This is a genomic window from Humibacillus xanthopallidus, assembly GCF_006716675.1.
GTDB classification, from domain to species: domain Bacteria; phylum Actinomycetota; class Actinomycetes; order Actinomycetales; family Dermatophilaceae; genus Humibacillus; species Humibacillus xanthopallidus_B.
The window spans coordinates 948,826-966,165 of sequence record NZ_VFPM01000001.1 but is presented as its reverse complement, the minus strand read 5'-3'; the positions used below and the strand labels follow the sequence as shown (position 1 = coordinate 966,165).

Genomic DNA, 17,340 nt, shown 5'->3' with positions numbered 1-17,340 from the left:
TGATGCTGGAGGGATCTGACTGCGCATCAGTCGGCGCCCGCTGCTGCTCTGGCGACACCAACTGCAGACTGATCCGCAGATTGAACTGCGTGGGCGATCTGTCTGCGGATCAGTCTGCGGATCAGTCTGCGGGGTGTGTCGTGGTGGGTGGCGCCCTGCCGGTGGGCAGCGGGGAGTGGGCGTCACCGGGGTCGCATAGGCTCGCCGCGTGACCGAGGACTTCGCCGCAACGCTCGAGGAGGCGACGCCGCGCGCCACGACGGCGCCCGGGCTCTTCGTCTGCTTCGAGGGCGGCGACGGGGCCGGCAAGTCGACCCAGGTGCGCCTGCTCGCCGAGGCCCTCGAGCGCCGCGGCCGCGAGGTCGTCGTCACCCGACAGCCGGGCGGCACACCACTCGGCTCGCAGATCCGCCAGCTCGTGCTCCACGGCGACCACGTGTCGGCCCGCGCCGAGGCGCTGCTCTTCGCGGCCGACAAGGCGCACCACGTCGACCAGCTCATCGCCCCGGCGCTCGCCGCCGGCAAGGTCGTCATCACCGACCGCTACACCGACAGCTCGATCGCCTACCAGGGCGCCGGTCGCGACCTCGGCGCCGACGAGATCAGGGCGCTGCAGCACTGGGCCGTCGGCGGCGTGCTGCCCGACCTCACCATCGTGCTCGACGTCTCTCCCGCGGTCGGCCGGTCCCGGCGCGGTGACCTCCACGACCGGCTCGAGTCCGAGGCCGACGCCTTCCATGCCGCTGTGCGCCAGGGCTTCCTCGACCTCGCTGCGCAGGACCCTCACCGCTACCTCGTCGTCGACGCGGCTCTGCCGGTCGAGCAGATCCGCGCCGTGGTCGCCGCCGCCGTCGAGCAGGTCGAGCAGGTCGAGCAGGTCGAGCAGGTCGAGCGCGCCGAGCAGGGCGGGGCGGCCCAGCAGCCCCCGGCCGCCGGGGGAGGCGGAGCATGACGGTCTGGCGCGACCTCGTCGGCCAGGAGCCGACCGTCGAGACCCTCTCGCGCGCGGTGCGCGACGACTCCGCGATGACGCACGCGTGGCTCTTCACCGGACCGCCGGGCAGCGGCCGGTCGACGGCTGCCCGGGCCTTCGCGGCGGCGCTGCAGTGCCCGAGGGGTGGGTGTGGTGAGTGCGTCGAGTGCCGCACCGCCCTCGACGGCACCCACGCCGACGTCAACGTCGTCGCCACCGAGGGTCTCTCGATCAAGGTCGCCGAGGCCCGCGCCCTCGTGCAGGAGGCGGCCCTGCGCCCCTCGGTGGGGCGCTGGCGCATCATCATCATCGAGGACGCCGACCGCCTCACCTCCTACACTGACGCCCCGGCCGACGCGCTGCTCAAGGCGCTCGAGGAGCCGACGCCGCGCACCGTCTGGATGCTCTGTGCGCCCAGCCTCGAGGACGTCATCGTCACGATCCGCTCCCGGTCGCGGCACGTTCGGCTGCGCACACCCCCGGTCGAGGCGGTCGCCGACCTGCTCCAGCGCCGCGACGGCGTCGACCCGGCCATGGCGCTGCACGCCGCGCGAGCCGCCCAGTCGCACATCGGTCTCGCACGTCGCCTTGCCCGTGACGAGCAGGCCCGCATCCGCCGGCGTGACGTCGTGGCCATGGCGACGAAGATCGTCGGAGTCGGTGACGCGATCGGCGCCGCCGCCGACCTCGCGCAGATCGCCGACGAGGAGTCGAGCGCCTCGGCGACCGAGCGCGACGCCGCCGAGCGGGCACGGCTGCTCGAGACCCTCGGCGCCGACCCGACGGCGCGCACGCAGCCGCCGCACATCCGGTCGCAGATCGCCGCTCTCGAGAAGGAGCAGAAGACGCGGGCCACCCGCCACGGCCGCGACGTCGTCGACCGCGCCCTCATCGACCTCGCCTCGGTCTATCGCGATGCCCTCGTGGTGCGCCTCGGCTCCGACGTCGACCTCGTCAACCCCGACGCGATGGACAAGGTCCGCGGTCTCGCGAGCGTCTTCAGCGCCGAGCAGCTGCTCGGCGCGATGGACGCCATCACCGAGGCCCGCGACCGCATCAACGCCAACGTGCCGCCGCTGCTCGCGCTCGAGGCGATGGCTCTCCAGCTGCGGATGCCCCGCGACCTCGGCATGTGAGACCTGCCACGCGACCGGGCCGCCTCGGCCTCAGGTCGGTCACGACCCCGGTGCGAGATCGGTCGCGCGCAGGTTGTCGGGTTACCGTTTCCCGCATGACGACGCCCCTCGCCGCCATCGCCCGAGCCCTCACCGCGACGACTGCGGTGCTCGGGCTCCTGCTGACGGCGGGGTGCTCGAGCTCCGAGGCGCCCGTTCCGACGACCGGCGCGACCGGTGTGCCGCCCGCGACGGCTGCCCCGTCCGCCTCGCTCGACGGCTACTACGCGCAGAAGCTCACCTGGTCGCCGTGCAACGGAGCCGACGAGTGCGCCGACCTGCGCGTGCCGCTCGACTACGCCAATCCCGACCCGTCGACCGACCTCACGCTCAAGGTGCTCCGCGTGCCCGCCAAGGACCAGCAGGGCCGCATCGGCTCGCTCGTCGTCAACCCCGGCGGCCCCGGCGCCTCGGCGATGGACTACGCCGCTGCCGCCGATGCCATCGTGGGCACGCAGGTCCGGCGCTACTTCGACGTCGTCGGCTTCGACCCGCGCGGTGTCGGCCGCTCCGCCCCGCTCGACTGCCTCTCCGACCGGCAGCTCGACGCCTACATGGGGGCCGACCAGACCCCCGACGACGCGGCCGAGGAGCAGGACCTGCTCGCGCAGGCCCGCACCCTCGCAGACGCCTGCGAGGCGAAGAACCCGACCCTCCTGCCGCACCTGTCCACGGCCGACTCGGCCAAGGACATGGACGTCCTGCGGGCCGCCCTCGGTGACAGCCAGCTCAACTACCTCGGCAAGTCCTACGGCACCTTCCTCGGCTCGACGTATGCCGGCCTCTTCCCCAAGCGCGTCGGCCGCTTCGTCCTCGACGGGGTCGTGCCCCCGGACCTCACGAACGCCGAGCTGTCCGAGGGCCAGGCCCGCGGTTTCGAGCTCGCGACCCGCACCTACGTCGCCGACTGCGTCGCCCAGGGCGACTGCCCGCTCGGGTCCTCGGTCGACGAGGGCATGGCGTGGATCCGCAGCTTCCTCGCCGACGTCGACCGCACCCCCATCCCCACCGGCGACCCCAACGTCCCGCAGATGAACGAGGCCTGGGCGTCGTGGGGGCTCGGCCAGGCGATGTACGACCAGAGCTCGTGGGGGGCGTTGACCGACGCCCTGCGTGAGGCCAAGGCCGGCAACGGCGCAGGGCTGATGGCCTTCGCGAACGCCTACGCGGGCCGGGAGCCGAACGGCACCTACTCGAGCAACATCATGGAGGTGCTGCCCGCGGTGAACTGCCTCGACCGTCCCGACAGCCCCGACCTCGCGACCTACCGCGGGTACGCCGACACGTTCACCGAGGTGGCCCCGACGTGGGGCGAGGCCCTCGCGTGGGGCGGGCTGGCGTGCGGCATCTGGCCGGCCAAGGAGGGTTCCGGACCGCACAAGATCAGCGCCGCGGGCAGCGGCCCGATCGTCGTCGTCGGCACGACCCGTGACCCCGCGACGATCTACGAGTGGTCGAAGCGGCTCAAGGACCAGCTCTCCAACGCCGTGCTGCTCTCCTACGACGGCGACGGCCACACGGCATACCGCCGCAGCAACGACTGCGTCGACAGCGCCATCGACGCGTACTACGTGCAGGGCCGCGTGCCGAAGGACGGACTCACGTGCTGAACGACGAACCCCGCCCCGAGGACCTCCCCGAGCCGCAGCCGAGCCCGTATGCCGCCCTCCCGCCGGAGCTCGCGCCCCGCAGCCCGAGCGCGCCGGAGCGGCCGGGACCCGACGGACTGATGAGCGGCACGCTGCGCAAGGTCGTCGCGGCGGTCGCCATCATCGCCCTGCTCGCGGCGACGCTCCTCGCCGTCTGGGGTCTCTTCCGCTCGTCCGAGCCCGTCGCCGGTGACGCGTGGTCGCAGACGGGCTCCGGAGCACCGGCCACCCCGATCGCGCCGGGTGCACCGGCTCCCACGGCGACCGCGCCCTCGGGACCCGCCTCGACGGCACCGGCCGACACCGACTACCCGGCCGCGCTCGCCGCCTACTACACGCAGCAGGTGAACTGGACGTCGTGCGGCGACGCCTCCGACCACGAGTGCGCCACGATCGAGGTGCCGGTCGACTACGCGAAGCCGGGCGGCGACCGCTTCACCCTGGCGGTCCGCAAGGCGCCGGCCACCGACCCCGGCAAGCGCCTCGGCTCCCTGCTCGTCAACCCCGGCGGCCCGGGCGCGTCTGGCGTGCAGTACGCCCAGCTGTCGTCCTTCGCGTTCACGCCCGAGCTGCGAGCGGCATACGACATCGTCGGGTTCGACCCGCGCGGCATCGGCCAGTCCTCGCCGGTGCGGTGCCTGAGCAACGCCGACCTGGACCGCCTCTTCAGCGTCGATCCCACGCCCGACACCCCCGCCGAGCGCTCGACGCTGCTCTCGGAGTCCGACCGCATCACGACCGACTGCGCGAGGCGAGGAGGTGAGCGCGCTCGACACCTCAGCACGACCGAGGTGGCCCGAGACATGGACATCCTGCGCGTCCTCGTCGGCGACCCGAAGCTCAACTTCTTCGGGGGGTCTTACGGCACCTTCCTCGGGGCGATCTACGCCGACACCTTCCCGACGAAGGTGGGCCGGATGGTCCTCGACTCCGCGATGTCGCCGAACCAGACCGAGCAGCAGGAGATGACCTACGACATCCAGGGCTTCGAGTCATCCATCGATGCCTTCATCTCCTGGTGCGTCGCGCGCTCCGACTGCGCCCTCGGGCCCGACAAGGCGGCCGCCCGCGGCAAGATCGTCGCCCTGCTCGACGCGGTCGAGAAGAACGGCCTGACGACGGGCAAGCCGGGTCTGCAGCGCATCGGGGAGGGCTGGGTCGGCTTCGCGATCTTCATGTGCCTCTACTCGTCGCAGTCGTGGCCGACGCTCAACAAGGGGCTGGCCCAGGCCTTCACCGGCAGGGGCGACATCCTGCTTGCCAAGGGCATGTCCGTCGTCGAGCGCAACACGTCGGGGCAGTACGCCGACTCGACGTACCTCCAGGCGATGCTGCCCGTCCGCTGCGCCGACTGGCCGCGGACGCCGGCGACCCCGGCCCTCGAGGCCGCGCGCGCCAAGGCGAAGGCGGCCCACCCGTTGTGGGCCCGCATGACGGGCGAGCTCTACGACAACTGCAAGGCCTGGCCGACGGCGGGACGCACGCCCAAGGGCGCCACCCTGGCCGTCGGGGCCGCACCCATCCTCGTCATCGGCAACGAACGCGACCCCGCGACCCCGATCGGCGGAACGAAGCAGCTCGCGAGCGACCTCGCATCAGGCGTCCTGCTGACCTCCGACCACGACGGCCACGGCACCTACTTCGCCGGCAGCGACTGCGTCGACGCCGCTGTCGACGCCTACCTCATCGAGGGAAAGGTGCCCCCCGACGGCGATGCCTGCTGAGGGCGGTGTGGGGCGGACGCAGCCCGCGCGAGCGCGATTTTTCTCCCGGTTGGGGTCGTGCGTATACTCAACCACCGTGCTCGATCGTGCCTCTGGCACGGCCGTCACTCGCCGCTTTAGCTCAGTCGGCCAGAGCGATTCACTCGTAATGAATAGGTCGTCGGTTCGATTCCGACAAGCGGCTCCGTACAGCAGGTCAAGCCCCCGTCTCGTCAGAGGCGGGGGCCTTTCTGTTCCCCGGTCGAGCGCCCTGAGCCGGGCGTCGTAGGTATTATCTGCGCATGAAGGCAGATATGCAGGTACCGATCGTCCCGGACGATCAGGTCGAGCTCGCCGTCGAGATGTTCCGCATGCTCGCGGACGGCACCCGCATCCGGTTGCTGTGGGCGTTGAGCGACGCCGAGCTGTCGGTGGGCGAGCTGGCCGAGGCCCTGGGCAAGCCCGCGCCGGCAGTCTCGCAGCACCTCGCGAAGCTGCGGATGGCCCGGATGGTGCGGACCCGGCGCAAGGGGACCCACGTCTTCTACCGGGTCGAGAACGACCACGTCGCGGGTCTCGTCCGCGACGCGATCCACAACGCGGAGCACGCCTCGGACGGCATACCGGCACACCACCGAGCCGCTGCGGGCTCGTCGGTCACCCCGATGAGCGCGGAGGGCGCGCAGTGACCGCGTCCTCGCGAGGCCAGCACGGCCACGACCACGAGCACGACCACGACGACCACGAGCACGACCACGACGACCACGAGCGCGACCACCACGACCACCACGACCACCACGACCACCACGACAGCCACCACCACTCGCACGGCTTCTGGGGGACGATCCGGCACGCCCTGGCGCCGCACTCGCACGACGCCGCCGACTCCATCGACTCCGCTCTCGAGACGAGCGCCCGTGGCATCCGAGCGGTCAAGATCAGCCTCGTCGTCCTCGGGGTCACCGCGGTTGCGCAGCTCGTCGTCGTCGCGGCGTCGGGTTCGGTGGCCCTGCTCGCCGACACCATCCACAACTTCTCCGACGCCCTCACCGCCGTGCCGCTGTGGATCACCTTCGTCGTCGGCCGGCGAGCCGCGACGCGGCGCTACACCTACGGCTACGGGCGGGCGGAGGACCTCGCGGGGCTCTTCGTCATCGCCATGATCGCCCTCTCCGCGGTGCTCGCGGCGTGGGAGGCCATCGACCGGTTGCTGAACCCCGCCCCCGTCGACAACGTCGGGTGGGTGGCGCTCGCCGGTCTCCTCGGTTTCATCGGCAACGAGACGGTGGCGGCCTTCCGGATCCGGGAGGGACGCGCGATCGGGTCGGCCGCGCTCGTGGCCGACGGCCACCACGCCCGCACCGATGGGTTCACGTCGCTGGCGGTGCTCGTCGGGGCCGGCGGCGTGGCCATCGGCTGGACCTGGGCTGACCCGGTCGTCGGCCTCGCCATCACCCTCGCCATCCTCATGGTGCTGCGCACCGCGGCCCGCGACGTCTTCCGCCGCCTCATGGACGGCGTCGAGCCCGAGCTCGTCGAGCGGGCCGAGTCCACGCTCGCCGACCTGCCCGGTGTCCTCGCCGTGCGCAGCGTGCGCATGCGCTGGATCGGGCACGCGATGCACGCCGAGGCGGAGCTCGACGTGGCGGCGACGACCGGCCTCATCGAGGCGCACGCCCTCGCGCACAGCGCGGAGGCCGAGCTCGTGCGCACGACGCCGAGACTCACCTCGGCCGTCGTCCACGCCTACCCGGAGCACGCCGGGGAGGAGGCGCTCGCCCGCCCCTGACCGACGGAATTTCTCGCCGTCCACCTCTCGCGCGGGGAGTGGTTCGCGTTTAGCCTCTGAGTGCCGAACGACGCTCGGGGGAGAGTCCGCACCACCCACCGCCTGCAGCAACTCACACAGCACGACCGGCGTCATGCCCTGCAGGTCAGACAGAGGAGATGAGCATGCACTCACGCACGCGCATCGTGTCCGCCGGGGCCGCCGTCGCGGCTGCCGCGCTGCTCGCCGCGGGGCTCGCGCCCCAGGCCACGGCAGCGCCGTCCGGCAACGACACGAGCGAGATCGCGCTGACGAAGGGATTCCGCAAGGCGGTCACCACCGCAGGGATCAACGAGCACCTCAAGGCCTTCGAGGCCATCGCCGCCGGGGGCAACCGCGTCTCTGGCACGCCGAAGTTCGACGCCTCGGTGGACTACGTGAAGAGCAAGGCAGAGGCGGCCGGTCTCGACGTCACGGTCCAGCCCTTCGCGTTCCCCTACAACGCTGACGTGTCGCCGGCCGTGCTCCAGCGCATCTCACCAAACCCGGCGACCTTCGTCGACGGAGTGGACTTCTCGTCCATGACGTACAGCGGCAACGGTGACGTCACGGCTGCCGTGACGCCGGTGTCCACGGGCAGCGCTGCCGCAGGCTGCACGGCGGCCGAGTTCGCTGGCTTCCCGGCCGGCACCATCGCGTTGCTCCAGCGTGGCAGCTGCAGCTTCGCCATCAAGGCCGCCCACGCCTCAGCCGCCGGGGCCCTCGGCGTCATCATCTACAACAACACCACGGGTGGGCTCTCCGGCACGCTCGGGGCACCCGGCATCACGGTTCCGGTGGTCGGCACGACGACGGCGACGGGGCAGGGGATGCTCTCGCCGGGGACGACGGCGCGGGTCAAGGTCGAGCGCGTCAACGAGACCCGCACGACGTACAACGTCATCGCCGAGACCCCGGGCGGCGACCCGAACAACGTCGTCGTCGTGGGCGCGCACCTCGACAGCGTGCCCCGAGGTCCCGGCATCAACGACAACGGCAGCGGCTCCGCGACGATCCTCGAGGTCGCCGAGACGTTCGCCGCCCAGGAGCGCACCCCGACGAGCAAGGTCCGCTTCGCCTGGTGGGGCGCCGAGGAGTTCGGCCTGCTCGGCTCGAACCACTACGTCGGCTCGCTGTCGCAGGCAGAGCTCGACAAGATCGCGCTCAACCTCAACTTCGACATGATCGGCTCGCCGAACTACGTCCGCTTCGTCTACGACGGCGACAACTCCGCCTTCCCGGTCGGTCCGGGTGCGGCCGTCGGCCCGGCAGGATCCGGAGCCATCGAGGACGCCTTCCACCGCTACTTCGACGCCGTCGGACTCGCGAGCTCCGAGACGCCGTTCAGCGGTCGGTCCGACTACGGGCCCTTCATCGCCAAGGGAATCCCCGCCGGTGGCCTCTTCACCGGCGCCGAGGGCACGAAGACGGCCAAGGAGGCCGAGGTCTACGGCGGCCAGGCAGGGCAGCCCTACGACAAGTGCTACCACCTCTTCTGCGACGCGTTCACGAACGTCAATCAGACCGGCCTCGACGAGATGAGCGACGCCGTCGCGCACGCCGTGCTGACCTACAGCCGTCGTGACTTCGTGCAGGCCCCGCTGCTCGACCCGGCGAAGGTCATGGCCGGTGTCGCCGCCGGCGGTGAGGGCGGCGGCCTCCACGAGGACCACGAGGACGCCAGCTGACCCGTCCCCTCAGGTGACCGCTTCACGGTAACCGTCACCCCCAGTCGTCCCGCAGCAGTATGCCGCCGGGTCACCTCGCATCTGCACGGTGGCCCGGCGGCGTGGCGCACTCGCCCCACCGGCGGCGTGCCGTGTCGGCCTCTGCGAGAGTGGACGCGTGAGCGACTGGACGATCCGGCGGGCAACTCCCGCCGACGCAAGCGCCGTCGTCGAGCTCCGCGCCCTCATGTTCGCCTCCATGGGAGTGGCGGGCGTCGATGACCCCCTCTGGCGGGAGGCCGCGCACGGCTGGCTCGAGCGCGAGCTCGGCGGATGGCATACCTGCGTGGCGCTCGCGGTCGCGGCCGACGGACGGGCAGTGGCGTCGGCGATGGCCGCCCTGCGGTTCGAGGCGCCTTCGCCCGTCAACCCCAACGGCGTGTGGGGACTGCTCAACAACGTCGCGACCCAGCCCCAGGCGCGGCGGCAGGGACTGGCCAGGGCCTGCGTCGAGGTGGTGCTGCGCTGGCTGCGGGAGGAGACCGAGGCGAGCGTCGTCGAGCTCTTCGCGACGGGGGAGGGCTCGGGTCTCTATCCGGAGCTGGGCTTCACTCCTACCGCCTGGCCCGCGATGCGTCTGCGGCTCGATCGGTGAACGGTGCAGCTCGGCTCGGAGGGATCCGGCAGCGTGACGACGAGCGGGCACCCCTGAACCCAGGGATGCCCGCTCGGCGAGTGCGGTGCCGGCGGGCCGAGACGTCGAAGCGGCCCGCGATGTCGACGCTAACGTTCGCGTGAGGAAGGTGGCAGCGGGCGACAGCCTGTGATGACAGACCGCCGCACGGCAGGTCCCCCTGTTCATGACAAAAGCTGCCCCCTTGGCAGCATGCCTGCGGAAGGTATCACCCGATTTGCCCGAGGGGAGCGTTGTTCACCATCTCGTGACCGCAACGTCAGTCGGGGAGGTGGTGGGCCGCCTTCACCGCCGACGACGTGCGATAGACGAGCTCGACGAGGGCCGCCCCGACGGCTCCGACGGCGAGCGACTGCCACACGAGGGGCGCCGGCGCGTCGAAGTTGAAGAAGGTGCGGGCCACGGGCACGGTGAAGGCGAGCACGGCGAGGCCGACCATCGCCCCGATGAGGGCGACCTTCCACGGGCGGAACGGCCTGGCCAGCACGATGAGGATCCAGAAGAAGACGACGAGCAGGGTGATCGTGGCGCCGGTGCCGGGCTGCCAGCACGCGACGTCGCTGACCGTCTTGGTGCCGGCCTCGACGGTGCACCGCGAGACGAACTCGTCCTCGGGCACGCCGTACGTGCTGCCGGCCAGCAGGTAGGAGGCGATGACGGCGAGCCCGGCGATGACGCCGGCCAGCACCGCGAAGCGCAGGATGCGCCCGAGGAAGCCCGGAAGGTAGCGCCGCTTGTTGGGCCCGAGCGCGAGGAAGAAGGCCGGGATGCCGATCGTCACCGCCGACACGAGGGTCAGGTGCCTCGGCAGGAAGGGGAAGGGGACGGTCAGCACTGCGGCGGCGAGGATGGCGACGAGGCTCATCGCGTTCTTGGCGAGGAAGAGGTTGGCGACCCGCTCGACGTTGCCGATGACCCGGCGGCCCTCGGCGAGCACGTCGGGCAGGTGCGAGAACCGCCCGTCGAGGAGGACGAGCTCGGCGACCGCCTTGGTCGCCTGCGCGCCGTTGCCCATGGCGACACCGATGTCGGCGTCCTTGAGGGCGAGGGCGTCGTTGACGCCGTCACCTGTCATCGCCACGACGTGACCGTCGGCCTGCAGGGCGTGCACGAAGGCGCGCTTCTGCTCCGGGGTCACCCGGCCGAACACCGTCGTGCGGCCCAGCACCTCTCGCAGCGCGTCCTGGTCGTCGGGGAGGGTGCGGGCGTCGACCGGCTCGCCCACGTCGAGACCGACGGCCCGGGCGACGGCAGCGACGGTGACCGGGTTGTCGCCGGAGATGACCTTGACCTGCACCCCCTGCTCGCGGAAGAAGTCGAGGGTGGCCCGGGCATCGGGCCGTACCTGCTCCGTGAGGGTGACGAGGGCACACGGGACGAGGTCACCGGGGAGCACGGCCTCGGTGAGCTGCTCCGCGCTGCGCGCGAGCAGCACGACGCGCCGCCCCGAGTCGGCGAGTCGCTCGACCTCGTCGCGGATCGGACCCGGGCCGTCGAGCAGCACCTCCGGCGCGCCGAGCAACCAGGTGTCGTGACCCTCGAAGCAGGCCGCACTCCACTTGCGCGCGGAGTTGAACGGGATGGTCTGCGTGCGGCTCCATCCGGGCGATTCGACGGCTGCGGCGACCGCGGTCAAGGTGCCGTTCGCGTTGGGGTCGTCGGCGAGCGCGCCCAGCCCGCAACGGATCTCGTCCTCATCGTGTCCCTCGAGAGGGGTGACGCCCTCGAAGGCGATCTCTCCCACGGTCAGCGTGCCCGTCTTGTCGATGCAGACGACGTCGACGCGCGCGAGGCCCTCGACGGCGGGCAGCTGCTGCACGAGGACGTTGCGCCGGGTGAGCTGGACCGCGGACAGGAGGAAGGCCACGGAGGTCAGCAGGACGAGCCCCTCGGGCACGAGTCCGACGACGCCCGCCGCCGACCGGATGACGACCTGCTGCCAGCCCTGCTCGCCGACGGTGTTCCACTGCGACCAGATCGTGATGGGCAGGGCGACCGCGATGACCCAGGTGATGTACTTCAGCAGCGTGTTGATCGAGTCCTGGATCTCCGACCGCGTGCGGGTGAACTTCCGCGCGTCGGCCGCGATCCGGTTGACGTAGGCCTCCGCGCCGACCTGGCTCGCGTGGTAGCGGCCCGCACCGGCGACGACGCTCGTGCCCGACATGATGGCGTCGCCCTCGCCGTGCGGCACCGGGTCGGACTCGCCGGTGAGGTTGGCCTCGTTGAGCTCCAGCCCGGCGCTCGTCAGCAGGGTGCCGTCGGCGGGCACCTCGTCGCCGGTGCGCAGCTCGATGAGGTCGTCCTTGACGACGTCGGTCGTCGGCACGACGGTCACCGCTCCGTCGCGCACCACCCGGGTCGTCGGTGCGTTGAGCAGCGCGAGACGGTCGAGCTTCCGCTTGGCGAGGTACTCCTGCACGATGCCGATGGCCGAGTTGACGACGAGGATGATCCCGAAGAGCCCGTCGGCGACAGAGCCCGTGACCATGACGAGGACGAAGAGCGCGCCGAGGATCGCGTTGAAGCGGGTGAGCACGTTGGCCCGCACGATCTCGCCGATGGAGCGTGACGTGCGCTCCGCCAATCGGTTGACCTCGCCGCGGGCGACCCGCTCGGCGACCTCGGCGGTGGTCAGACCCTGCGGTCTCGTCAGCGTGGTCTTGTCCCCGGGCGAGCTCACCGACCCATTGTCGTATGCCGTCTCCCGGATTCACGGGACGTCGCGCGGTCACCTTCCCGGCCGGACGGCATACGCGGGCGGGCGGGGGAGAGGGGGTGCCGGCGCGCGCATTGTGGCGGCTCCGCTTGTTACTGATCGGTCTTCGGGACGATGTCGGGGGTGATTCTCGGATCGTGGGACGATTGCGCGGTGACTGAGTCGATCCAGAGAGCCCGTGCCACCACCGCGTCCTACTCGATCACGATGCGGATCCACGCGGGCACCGACCCAGCGGTGATCGGCGCGCTCGCGGTCAAGGTCGCCGAGAGCGGTGGCATCACGACCGCGCTCGACATCGTCGACTCGCACCCCGACCGCCTCGTCATCGACCTCACCTGCTCGGCATCCAACGCCGAGCACTCCACCGAGGTCGTCGCCGCCGTCGAGACGCTCGAGGGCGTGCGGGTGCACAAGGTCTCCGACCGCGTCTTCCTCATGCACCTCGGCGGCAAGATCTCCGTCGAGTCGAAGGTCAACCTCCGCAACCGCCAGGACCTCGCGATGGCCTACACGCCCGGCGTCGGCCGCGTCAGCCAGGCGCTCGCCGACCACCCGGAGGACGTGCCCAAGCTGACGATCAAGGGCAACTCCGTCGCCGTCGTCACCGACGGCTCGGCCGTGCTCGGCCTCGGCAACATCGGGCCCATGGCGGCGCTGCCCGTCATGGAGGGCAAGGCTGCGCTCTTCAAGCGCTTCGCCGACATCGACGCGTGGCCGATCTGCATCGACACGACCGACGTCGACGAGATCGTGCGCACCGTCGAACTCATCGCCCCAGGCTTCGGCGGCATCAACCTCGAGGACATCGCGGCGCCGCGCTGCTTCGAGGTCGAGGCCAAGCTGCGCGAGCGACTCTCCATCCCCGTCTTCCACGACGACCAGCACGGCACGGCCATCGTCGTGCTCGCGGCCCTGAAGAACGCGCTGCGCTGCACCGACAAGAAGCTCGCCGACGCCAAGATCATCGTCTCGGGCGGTGGCGCCGCGGGTTCGGCCATCGTGCAGCTGCTGCTCGCCGCCGGCGCGGTCGACGTCACGGTCTCCGACCGTCCGGGCCTGCTCAACAAGGCCGACGAGTCGCTCACCCCGGCGTGGCGCGAGCTCGCGGAGAAGACCAACCCGCGCGGCCTGACCGGCACCCTGCGCGACGGCCTCCAGGGCGCCGACGTCTTCATCGGCGTCAGCGCGCCGCGCATCCTCCAGCCGGAGTGGATCGACGAGATGGCCGAGCAGCGCATCGTCTTCGCGCTCGCCAACCCCGACCCCGAGGTCGACATCTACGAGGCGACCCAGCGGGCGACGGTCGTGGCCTCGGGCCGCAGCGACTACCCCAACCAGATCAACAACGTGCTCGCCTTCCCCGGCGTCTTCCGCGGGCTGCTCGACGCGCGGGCCACCGACGTGACGACGGAGATGCTCATCAAGGCGGCCGACGCCATCGCCTCGGTCGTCACCGACGAGCAGCTCAACCCGAACTACATCATCCCGAGCGTGTTCCAGCCCGACATGAGCAAGACGGTCGCCAAGGCCATCGTCGACTGCGTGCCCAAGGCTCCCAAGCCGTCGATCCCGATGATCGGCGCGAACTGAGCCTCGCGTGACCGACGTGACCCAGTGAGCGACGCCGAGCGGGTGACCCGACCCGGCACCCCGAGGCTGCGCTACCCCCTCGACGGGCACCGGGCCTGGGCGGTGTGGGGCGCGGCCATCTCGGTCTACGTCCTCGCCGTCTTCCACCGCACCTCGCTCGGCGTCGCCGGCATCGAGGCTGCCGAGCGCTTCGGCATCACCTCGGCCCAGCTGTCGACGTTCACGATCCTCCAGGTCCTCGTCTACGCGCTGATGCAGCTGCCCGTCGGTGCGCTGCTCGACCGCTACGGCTCGAAGCGGATGCTCGCGGTCGGGCTCACCCTCCTCACGGTCGCGCAGCTGTCGTTCGCGTTCGTCGACTCCTACGCCCTCGCCCTCCTGTGCCGGGTGCTGCTCGGCATGGGCGACGCGATGATCTTCATCTCCGTGCTCCGCCTCGCCGCCCTGTGGTTCTCCCCGCGCCGCACGCCGCTCGTCACGCAGTTCACCGGGCTGCTCGGCCAGCTCGGTGCGCTCGCTGCGGCAGGCCCGCTGGCGGCGGCGCTGCACGCCTTCGGGTGGACGCCGACGTATGCCGTCGCAGCATCCTTCGGCGTCGTCACGGGCATCGCCCTCGTCCTGATCGTCAAGGACAGCCCGTGGGTCGACCAGCACCGTGACGAGATGCGGCTGCGCGCGCTCGGGCGCACCCTGCGGGCTGCCTGGCTCGTGCCCGGCACGCGGCTCGGGCTCTGGTCGCACTTCACGTCGCAGTTCTCGGCCAACATGTTCACCATGCTGTGGGGCTTCCCCTTCCTCATCTCGGGGCAGGGGCTCTCGACGACCCAGGCGAGCGTCGTGCTCTCCCTCATGGTCGTCACGGCCATCGTGTCGAGCCCGGTCATCGGCACGCTGACGGCGCGCTACCCCTTCTCGCGCAGCACGCTCGTGCTCCTCATCGTCGGAGCCGCCATCGCGGCCTGGACGACGGTGCTGCTCTGGCCGGGCCGAGCCCCGATGTGGCTGCTCGTCGTCCTCGTCGTGCTCATCGCGATCGGCGGTCCGGGCTCGATGATCGGCTTCGACGTCGCCCGCACGTTCAACCCGCCGACGCGCATCGGCAGCGCGTCCGGCATCGTCAACACCGGCGGCTTCCTCGCGACGCTCGCCGCCGTGGCGCTCGTCGGCATCGTGCTCGACCGCGTCGCGCCGGCCGGCCCGTCGTCGTGGGACGTCGACGCCTTCCGGCTCGCGATGACGGTGCAGTACCCCGTGTGGGCGCTCGGCATCGTGCAGATCCTCCGGTGGCGCCACAAGGCCAGGCGCGCCGCGCTCGAGGCCGACCCGGAGGCGTATGCCGCGATGCGCGCCGGTCGCTCCGTCACCTTCCACTGACGCGACTCCGACGGACCCTGCCGGGTCCGCACCCCCCCCAATCGAAAGAGCAGTCCGTCGGCACGTCCGCTCCGGGGGCCGCATCCCCGATCGAGAGAGCAGTCCGTCGGCGGGTGCGCCGACGCCGTGACCGAAAGCGAGCCGCCCGCCCAGCGCGCGTGCGTGCGCGCAGGGCCGGACGGCATACCGCTGCTCGGTGGACTCGGCGGCTCTCGAGGGAGGCGGCGCCGACGGACTGCTCCCCTCGATCGCGGGTCAGGCGTCGCCGACGGTGACGGCCTCCGCCTCGATGCGCGAGCCGACCGGCTCCGCGCCGTGACCGGGCTCCGCGTCGAGCGCCGAGATGAGGTGACGGGCGGTGAGCAGCACGAGGACGGCGAGGACGACGGCGGCCGAGCCCACCCAGAAGGGCAGGTGGATCGACTTCTCGCCGAGCGTGCCGGCCAGCCAGGGCGCGACCGCGCCACCGCTGAACCGGACGAAGCTGTATGCCGCGGACGCGACCCCGCGCTCGACGGGAGAGATCTTCATGACCGTCTCGGTGATGAGCGTGTTGTTGATGCCGAGGAAGGCGCCCGAGACGACGACGCCGACGATGAGCACGGTCTTGTTGTCGGTCCCGACGGCCATGATCGCGAGGATGATGGCAAAGCCCAGCAGCGCCCCGACGATGCCCGGCAACGTGCCGAAGCGGCGCTGGATGACCGGCGCGACGAAGACCGACGTGATCGCGAGCAGCAGGCCCCAGCCGAAGAAGATGAGGCCGATCTCGCGGGCGCCCATGGCCAGCGGGAACGGCGTGAAGGCGAGCAGCGTGAAGAAGCCGAAGTTGTAGAGCAGGGCCGTGATGCCGACGGTGAGCAGGCCGCGGTGCCCGAGGGCGCGCAGCGGCGCTGTGATCGACGTGGGGCGCGCGGCGCGCGGCGTGGCCGGGAGGGTCGTCAGGGTCGCGATGAAGGCGATCGCCATGAGCAGCGCGACACCGTAGAACGGCCAGCGCCACGAGATGCCACCGAGCCAGCCGCCGAGGAGCGGTCCGGTCGCGATGCCGACCCCGAGGGCAGCCTCGTAGAGGATGATCGCCTGCTTCACGGAGCCCGACGCGGCGTTGACGATCGTCGCGAGCGCGGTGGCGATGAACAGGGCGTTGCCGAGGCCCCAGAGGGCGCGGAAGGCGACGATGCCGCCGACGGTGTCCTGGCTGCCGGCGAGGGCCGAGCCGACGATGATGAGCACGAGCCCGACGAGGAGCGTGCGCTTCGCACCGATGCGGCTGCTGACCCACCCGGTGCCGAGCATCGCGACGCCCATGACGGCGAGGTAGCTCGTGAAGAGCAGCGAGACCTGGGACGGGCCGGCGCCCAGCTCATCCGCGATCGGCTTGAGGATGGGGTCGACGAGGCCGATGCCCATGAAGGAGATCACGCAGGCGAAGGCGATCGACCAGACGGTCTTGGGTTGGCGCCACATGGGGTGGTCATCCGTCCTTTCGGGTGGGGTGCGATGGGGGCTCGGCGGCGGCGGCGAGCAGCTCGTCGAGCACGTCGATGGCCATCCGGACCCGCACGAGCGCGGGCCCGTCGAGGCCGTCGAGCGCCGGAGCGAGCACGGCGACCCGGGCGCGGCGGACGTCCTCGAGGGCGTCCTTGCCGGCCGGGGTGAGCGAGACGAGGCTCGCCCGGGCGTCGTCGGGGTCGACGGCGCGCTCGACCCAGCCCGCCGCCTCGAGGCGGTGCAGCTGGGTCGTGATCGAGGGTTGGCTGCTGTGGTCGGCGGCGGCGAGCGTGCTGACCCGCGAAGGGCCGAGCTCGTCGAGCAGGGCGAGCAGCCGGGCCTGGGCGAAGGGCACGTCGAACGACGCGTGCCGGCTCGCCCAGCGGGAGAGGCGGGCAGCGGAGCGCAGCAGGTCGTTGCCCAGGCTCGTCGGTTCGGTCACCCGCACCAAATTACATAGATAATCTATGCATGTCCAGCGTGCACCACGCC

General features: G+C 71.4%; 13 protein-coding genes and 1 tRNA gene. 11 read left to right on the top strand and 3 right to left on the bottom strand.

What is annotated here, in order from left to right; translation table 11 throughout:
* The first annotated feature begins 208 nt into the window (after positions 1-208).
* The 9 genes from tmk (at position 209) to FBY41_RS04070 (ending at position 9,629) form a co-directional block, all read left to right on the top strand.
* On the top strand, positions 209-952 hold the full coding sequence (gene tmk, locus FBY41_RS04110; protein ID WP_141842097.1) for a dTMP kinase: 744 nt from the start codon (positions 209-211) through the stop codon (positions 950-952).
* Positions 949-2,109 (top strand): DNA polymerase III subunit delta', encoded by a 1,161-nt coding sequence (locus FBY41_RS04105; protein ID WP_141842096.1) that lies wholly within the window; start codon positions 949-951, stop codon positions 2,107-2,109. Before tmk ends, FBY41_RS04105 begins: the two co-directional genes overlap by 4 nt.
* Positions 2,110-2,204: 95 nt before the next feature.
* Positions 2,205-3,758, top strand: a complete 1,554-nt coding sequence (locus FBY41_RS04100) for an alpha/beta hydrolase (protein WP_141842095.1) — start codon at positions 2,205-2,207, stop codon at positions 3,756-3,758.
* Positions 3,752-5,521 carry an alpha/beta hydrolase gene (locus tag FBY41_RS04095; protein WP_141842094.1) on the top strand — a complete coding sequence of 590 codons (1,770 nt, stop codon included), beginning with the start codon at positions 3,752-3,754 and terminating at the stop codon, positions 5,519-5,521. The genes FBY41_RS04100 and FBY41_RS04095 overlap by 7 nt, the downstream gene beginning before the upstream one ends.
* A gap of 110 nt (positions 5,522-5,631) precedes the next feature.
* Positions 5,632-5,705, top strand: a tRNA-Thr gene (locus FBY41_RS04090).
* A 97-nt stretch (positions 5,706-5,802) separates the two neighbouring features.
* Positions 5,803-6,189 carry an ArsR/SmtB family transcription factor gene (locus FBY41_RS04085; RefSeq protein ID WP_260439545.1) on the top strand — a complete coding sequence of 129 codons (387 nt, stop codon included), beginning with the start codon at positions 5,803-5,805 and terminating at the stop codon, positions 6,187-6,189.
* A complete protein-coding gene (locus tag FBY41_RS04080; protein ID WP_141842093.1) occupies positions 6,186-7,289 on the top strand; it encodes a cation diffusion facilitator family transporter in 1,104 nt (367 codons plus the stop codon). The genes FBY41_RS04085 and FBY41_RS04080 overlap by 4 nt, the downstream gene beginning before the upstream one ends.
* A gap of 164 nt (positions 7,290-7,453) precedes the next feature.
* A complete protein-coding gene (locus tag FBY41_RS24135) occupies positions 7,454-8,995 on the top strand; it encodes a M28 family metallopeptidase (RefSeq protein WP_311769353.1) in 1,542 nt (513 codons plus the stop codon).
* A 157-nt stretch (positions 8,996-9,152) separates the two neighbouring features.
* Positions 9,153-9,629, top strand: a complete 477-nt coding sequence (locus tag FBY41_RS04070) for a GNAT family N-acetyltransferase (protein ID WP_141842091.1) — start codon at positions 9,153-9,155, stop codon at positions 9,627-9,629.
* A 298-nt stretch (positions 9,630-9,927) separates the two neighbouring features.
* On the opposite strand, the gene FBY41_RS04065 is transcribed toward FBY41_RS04070, so the two are convergent.
* Positions 9,928-12,351: an HAD-IC family P-type ATPase gene (locus FBY41_RS04065; protein WP_185748878.1), complete on the bottom strand. Its 2,424-nt coding sequence runs from the start codon at positions 12,349-12,351 to the stop codon at positions 9,928-9,930.
* 189 nt (positions 12,352-12,540) lie between these two features.
* Here FBY41_RS04065 and FBY41_RS04060 point away from each other — a divergent pair, with 189 nt between their 5' ends.
* Both FBY41_RS04060 and FBY41_RS04055 read left to right on the top strand, forming a co-directional pair.
* Entirely contained in the window at positions 12,541-13,980 is a 1,440-nt protein-coding gene (locus FBY41_RS04060; RefSeq protein ID WP_221629198.1) for an NAD-dependent malic enzyme, read from the top strand.
* A gap of 24 nt (positions 13,981-14,004) precedes the next feature.
* Entirely contained in the window at positions 14,005-15,354 is a 1,350-nt protein-coding gene (locus FBY41_RS04055; RefSeq protein ID WP_260439544.1) for an MFS transporter, read from the top strand.
* Between the two features lie 255 nt (positions 15,355-15,609).
* Here the strand turns inward: FBY41_RS04055 and FBY41_RS04050 are convergent, their stop codons facing one another.
* Together FBY41_RS04050 and FBY41_RS04045 are read right to left on the bottom strand one after the other, a co-directional pair.
* On the bottom strand, positions 15,610-16,824 hold the full coding sequence (locus FBY41_RS04050; RefSeq protein WP_141842089.1) for an MFS transporter: 1,215 nt from the start codon (positions 16,822-16,824) through the stop codon (positions 15,610-15,612).
* A 7-nt stretch (positions 16,825-16,831) separates the two neighbouring features.
* Positions 16,832-17,290, bottom strand: a complete 459-nt coding sequence (locus FBY41_RS04045; RefSeq protein ID WP_141842088.1) for a MarR family winged helix-turn-helix transcriptional regulator — start codon at positions 17,288-17,290, stop codon at positions 16,832-16,834.
* Positions 17,291-17,340 lie beyond the last annotated feature (50 nt).

Bases quoted from the DNA above. Each gene is read 5' to 3' on its own strand.
- FBY41_RS04105 (WP_141842096.1), top strand. From the start codon at position 949: ATGACGGTCTGGCGCGACCTCGTCGGCCAGGAGCCGACCGTCGAGACC.
- FBY41_RS04100 (WP_141842095.1), top strand. From the start codon at position 2,205: ATGACGACGCCCCTCGCCGCCATCGCCCGAGCCCTCACCGCGACGACT.
- FBY41_RS04085 (WP_260439545.1), top strand. From the start codon at position 5,803: ATGAAGGCAGATATGCAGGTACCGATCGTCCCGGACGATCAGGTCGAG.
- FBY41_RS24135 (WP_311769353.1), top strand. From the start codon at position 7,454: ATGCACTCACGCACGCGCATCGTGTCCGCCGGGGCCGCCGTCGCGGCT.
- FBY41_RS04050 (WP_141842089.1), bottom strand. From the start codon at position 16,824: ATGTGGCGCCAACCCAAGACCGTCTGGTCGATCGCCTTCGCCTGCGTG.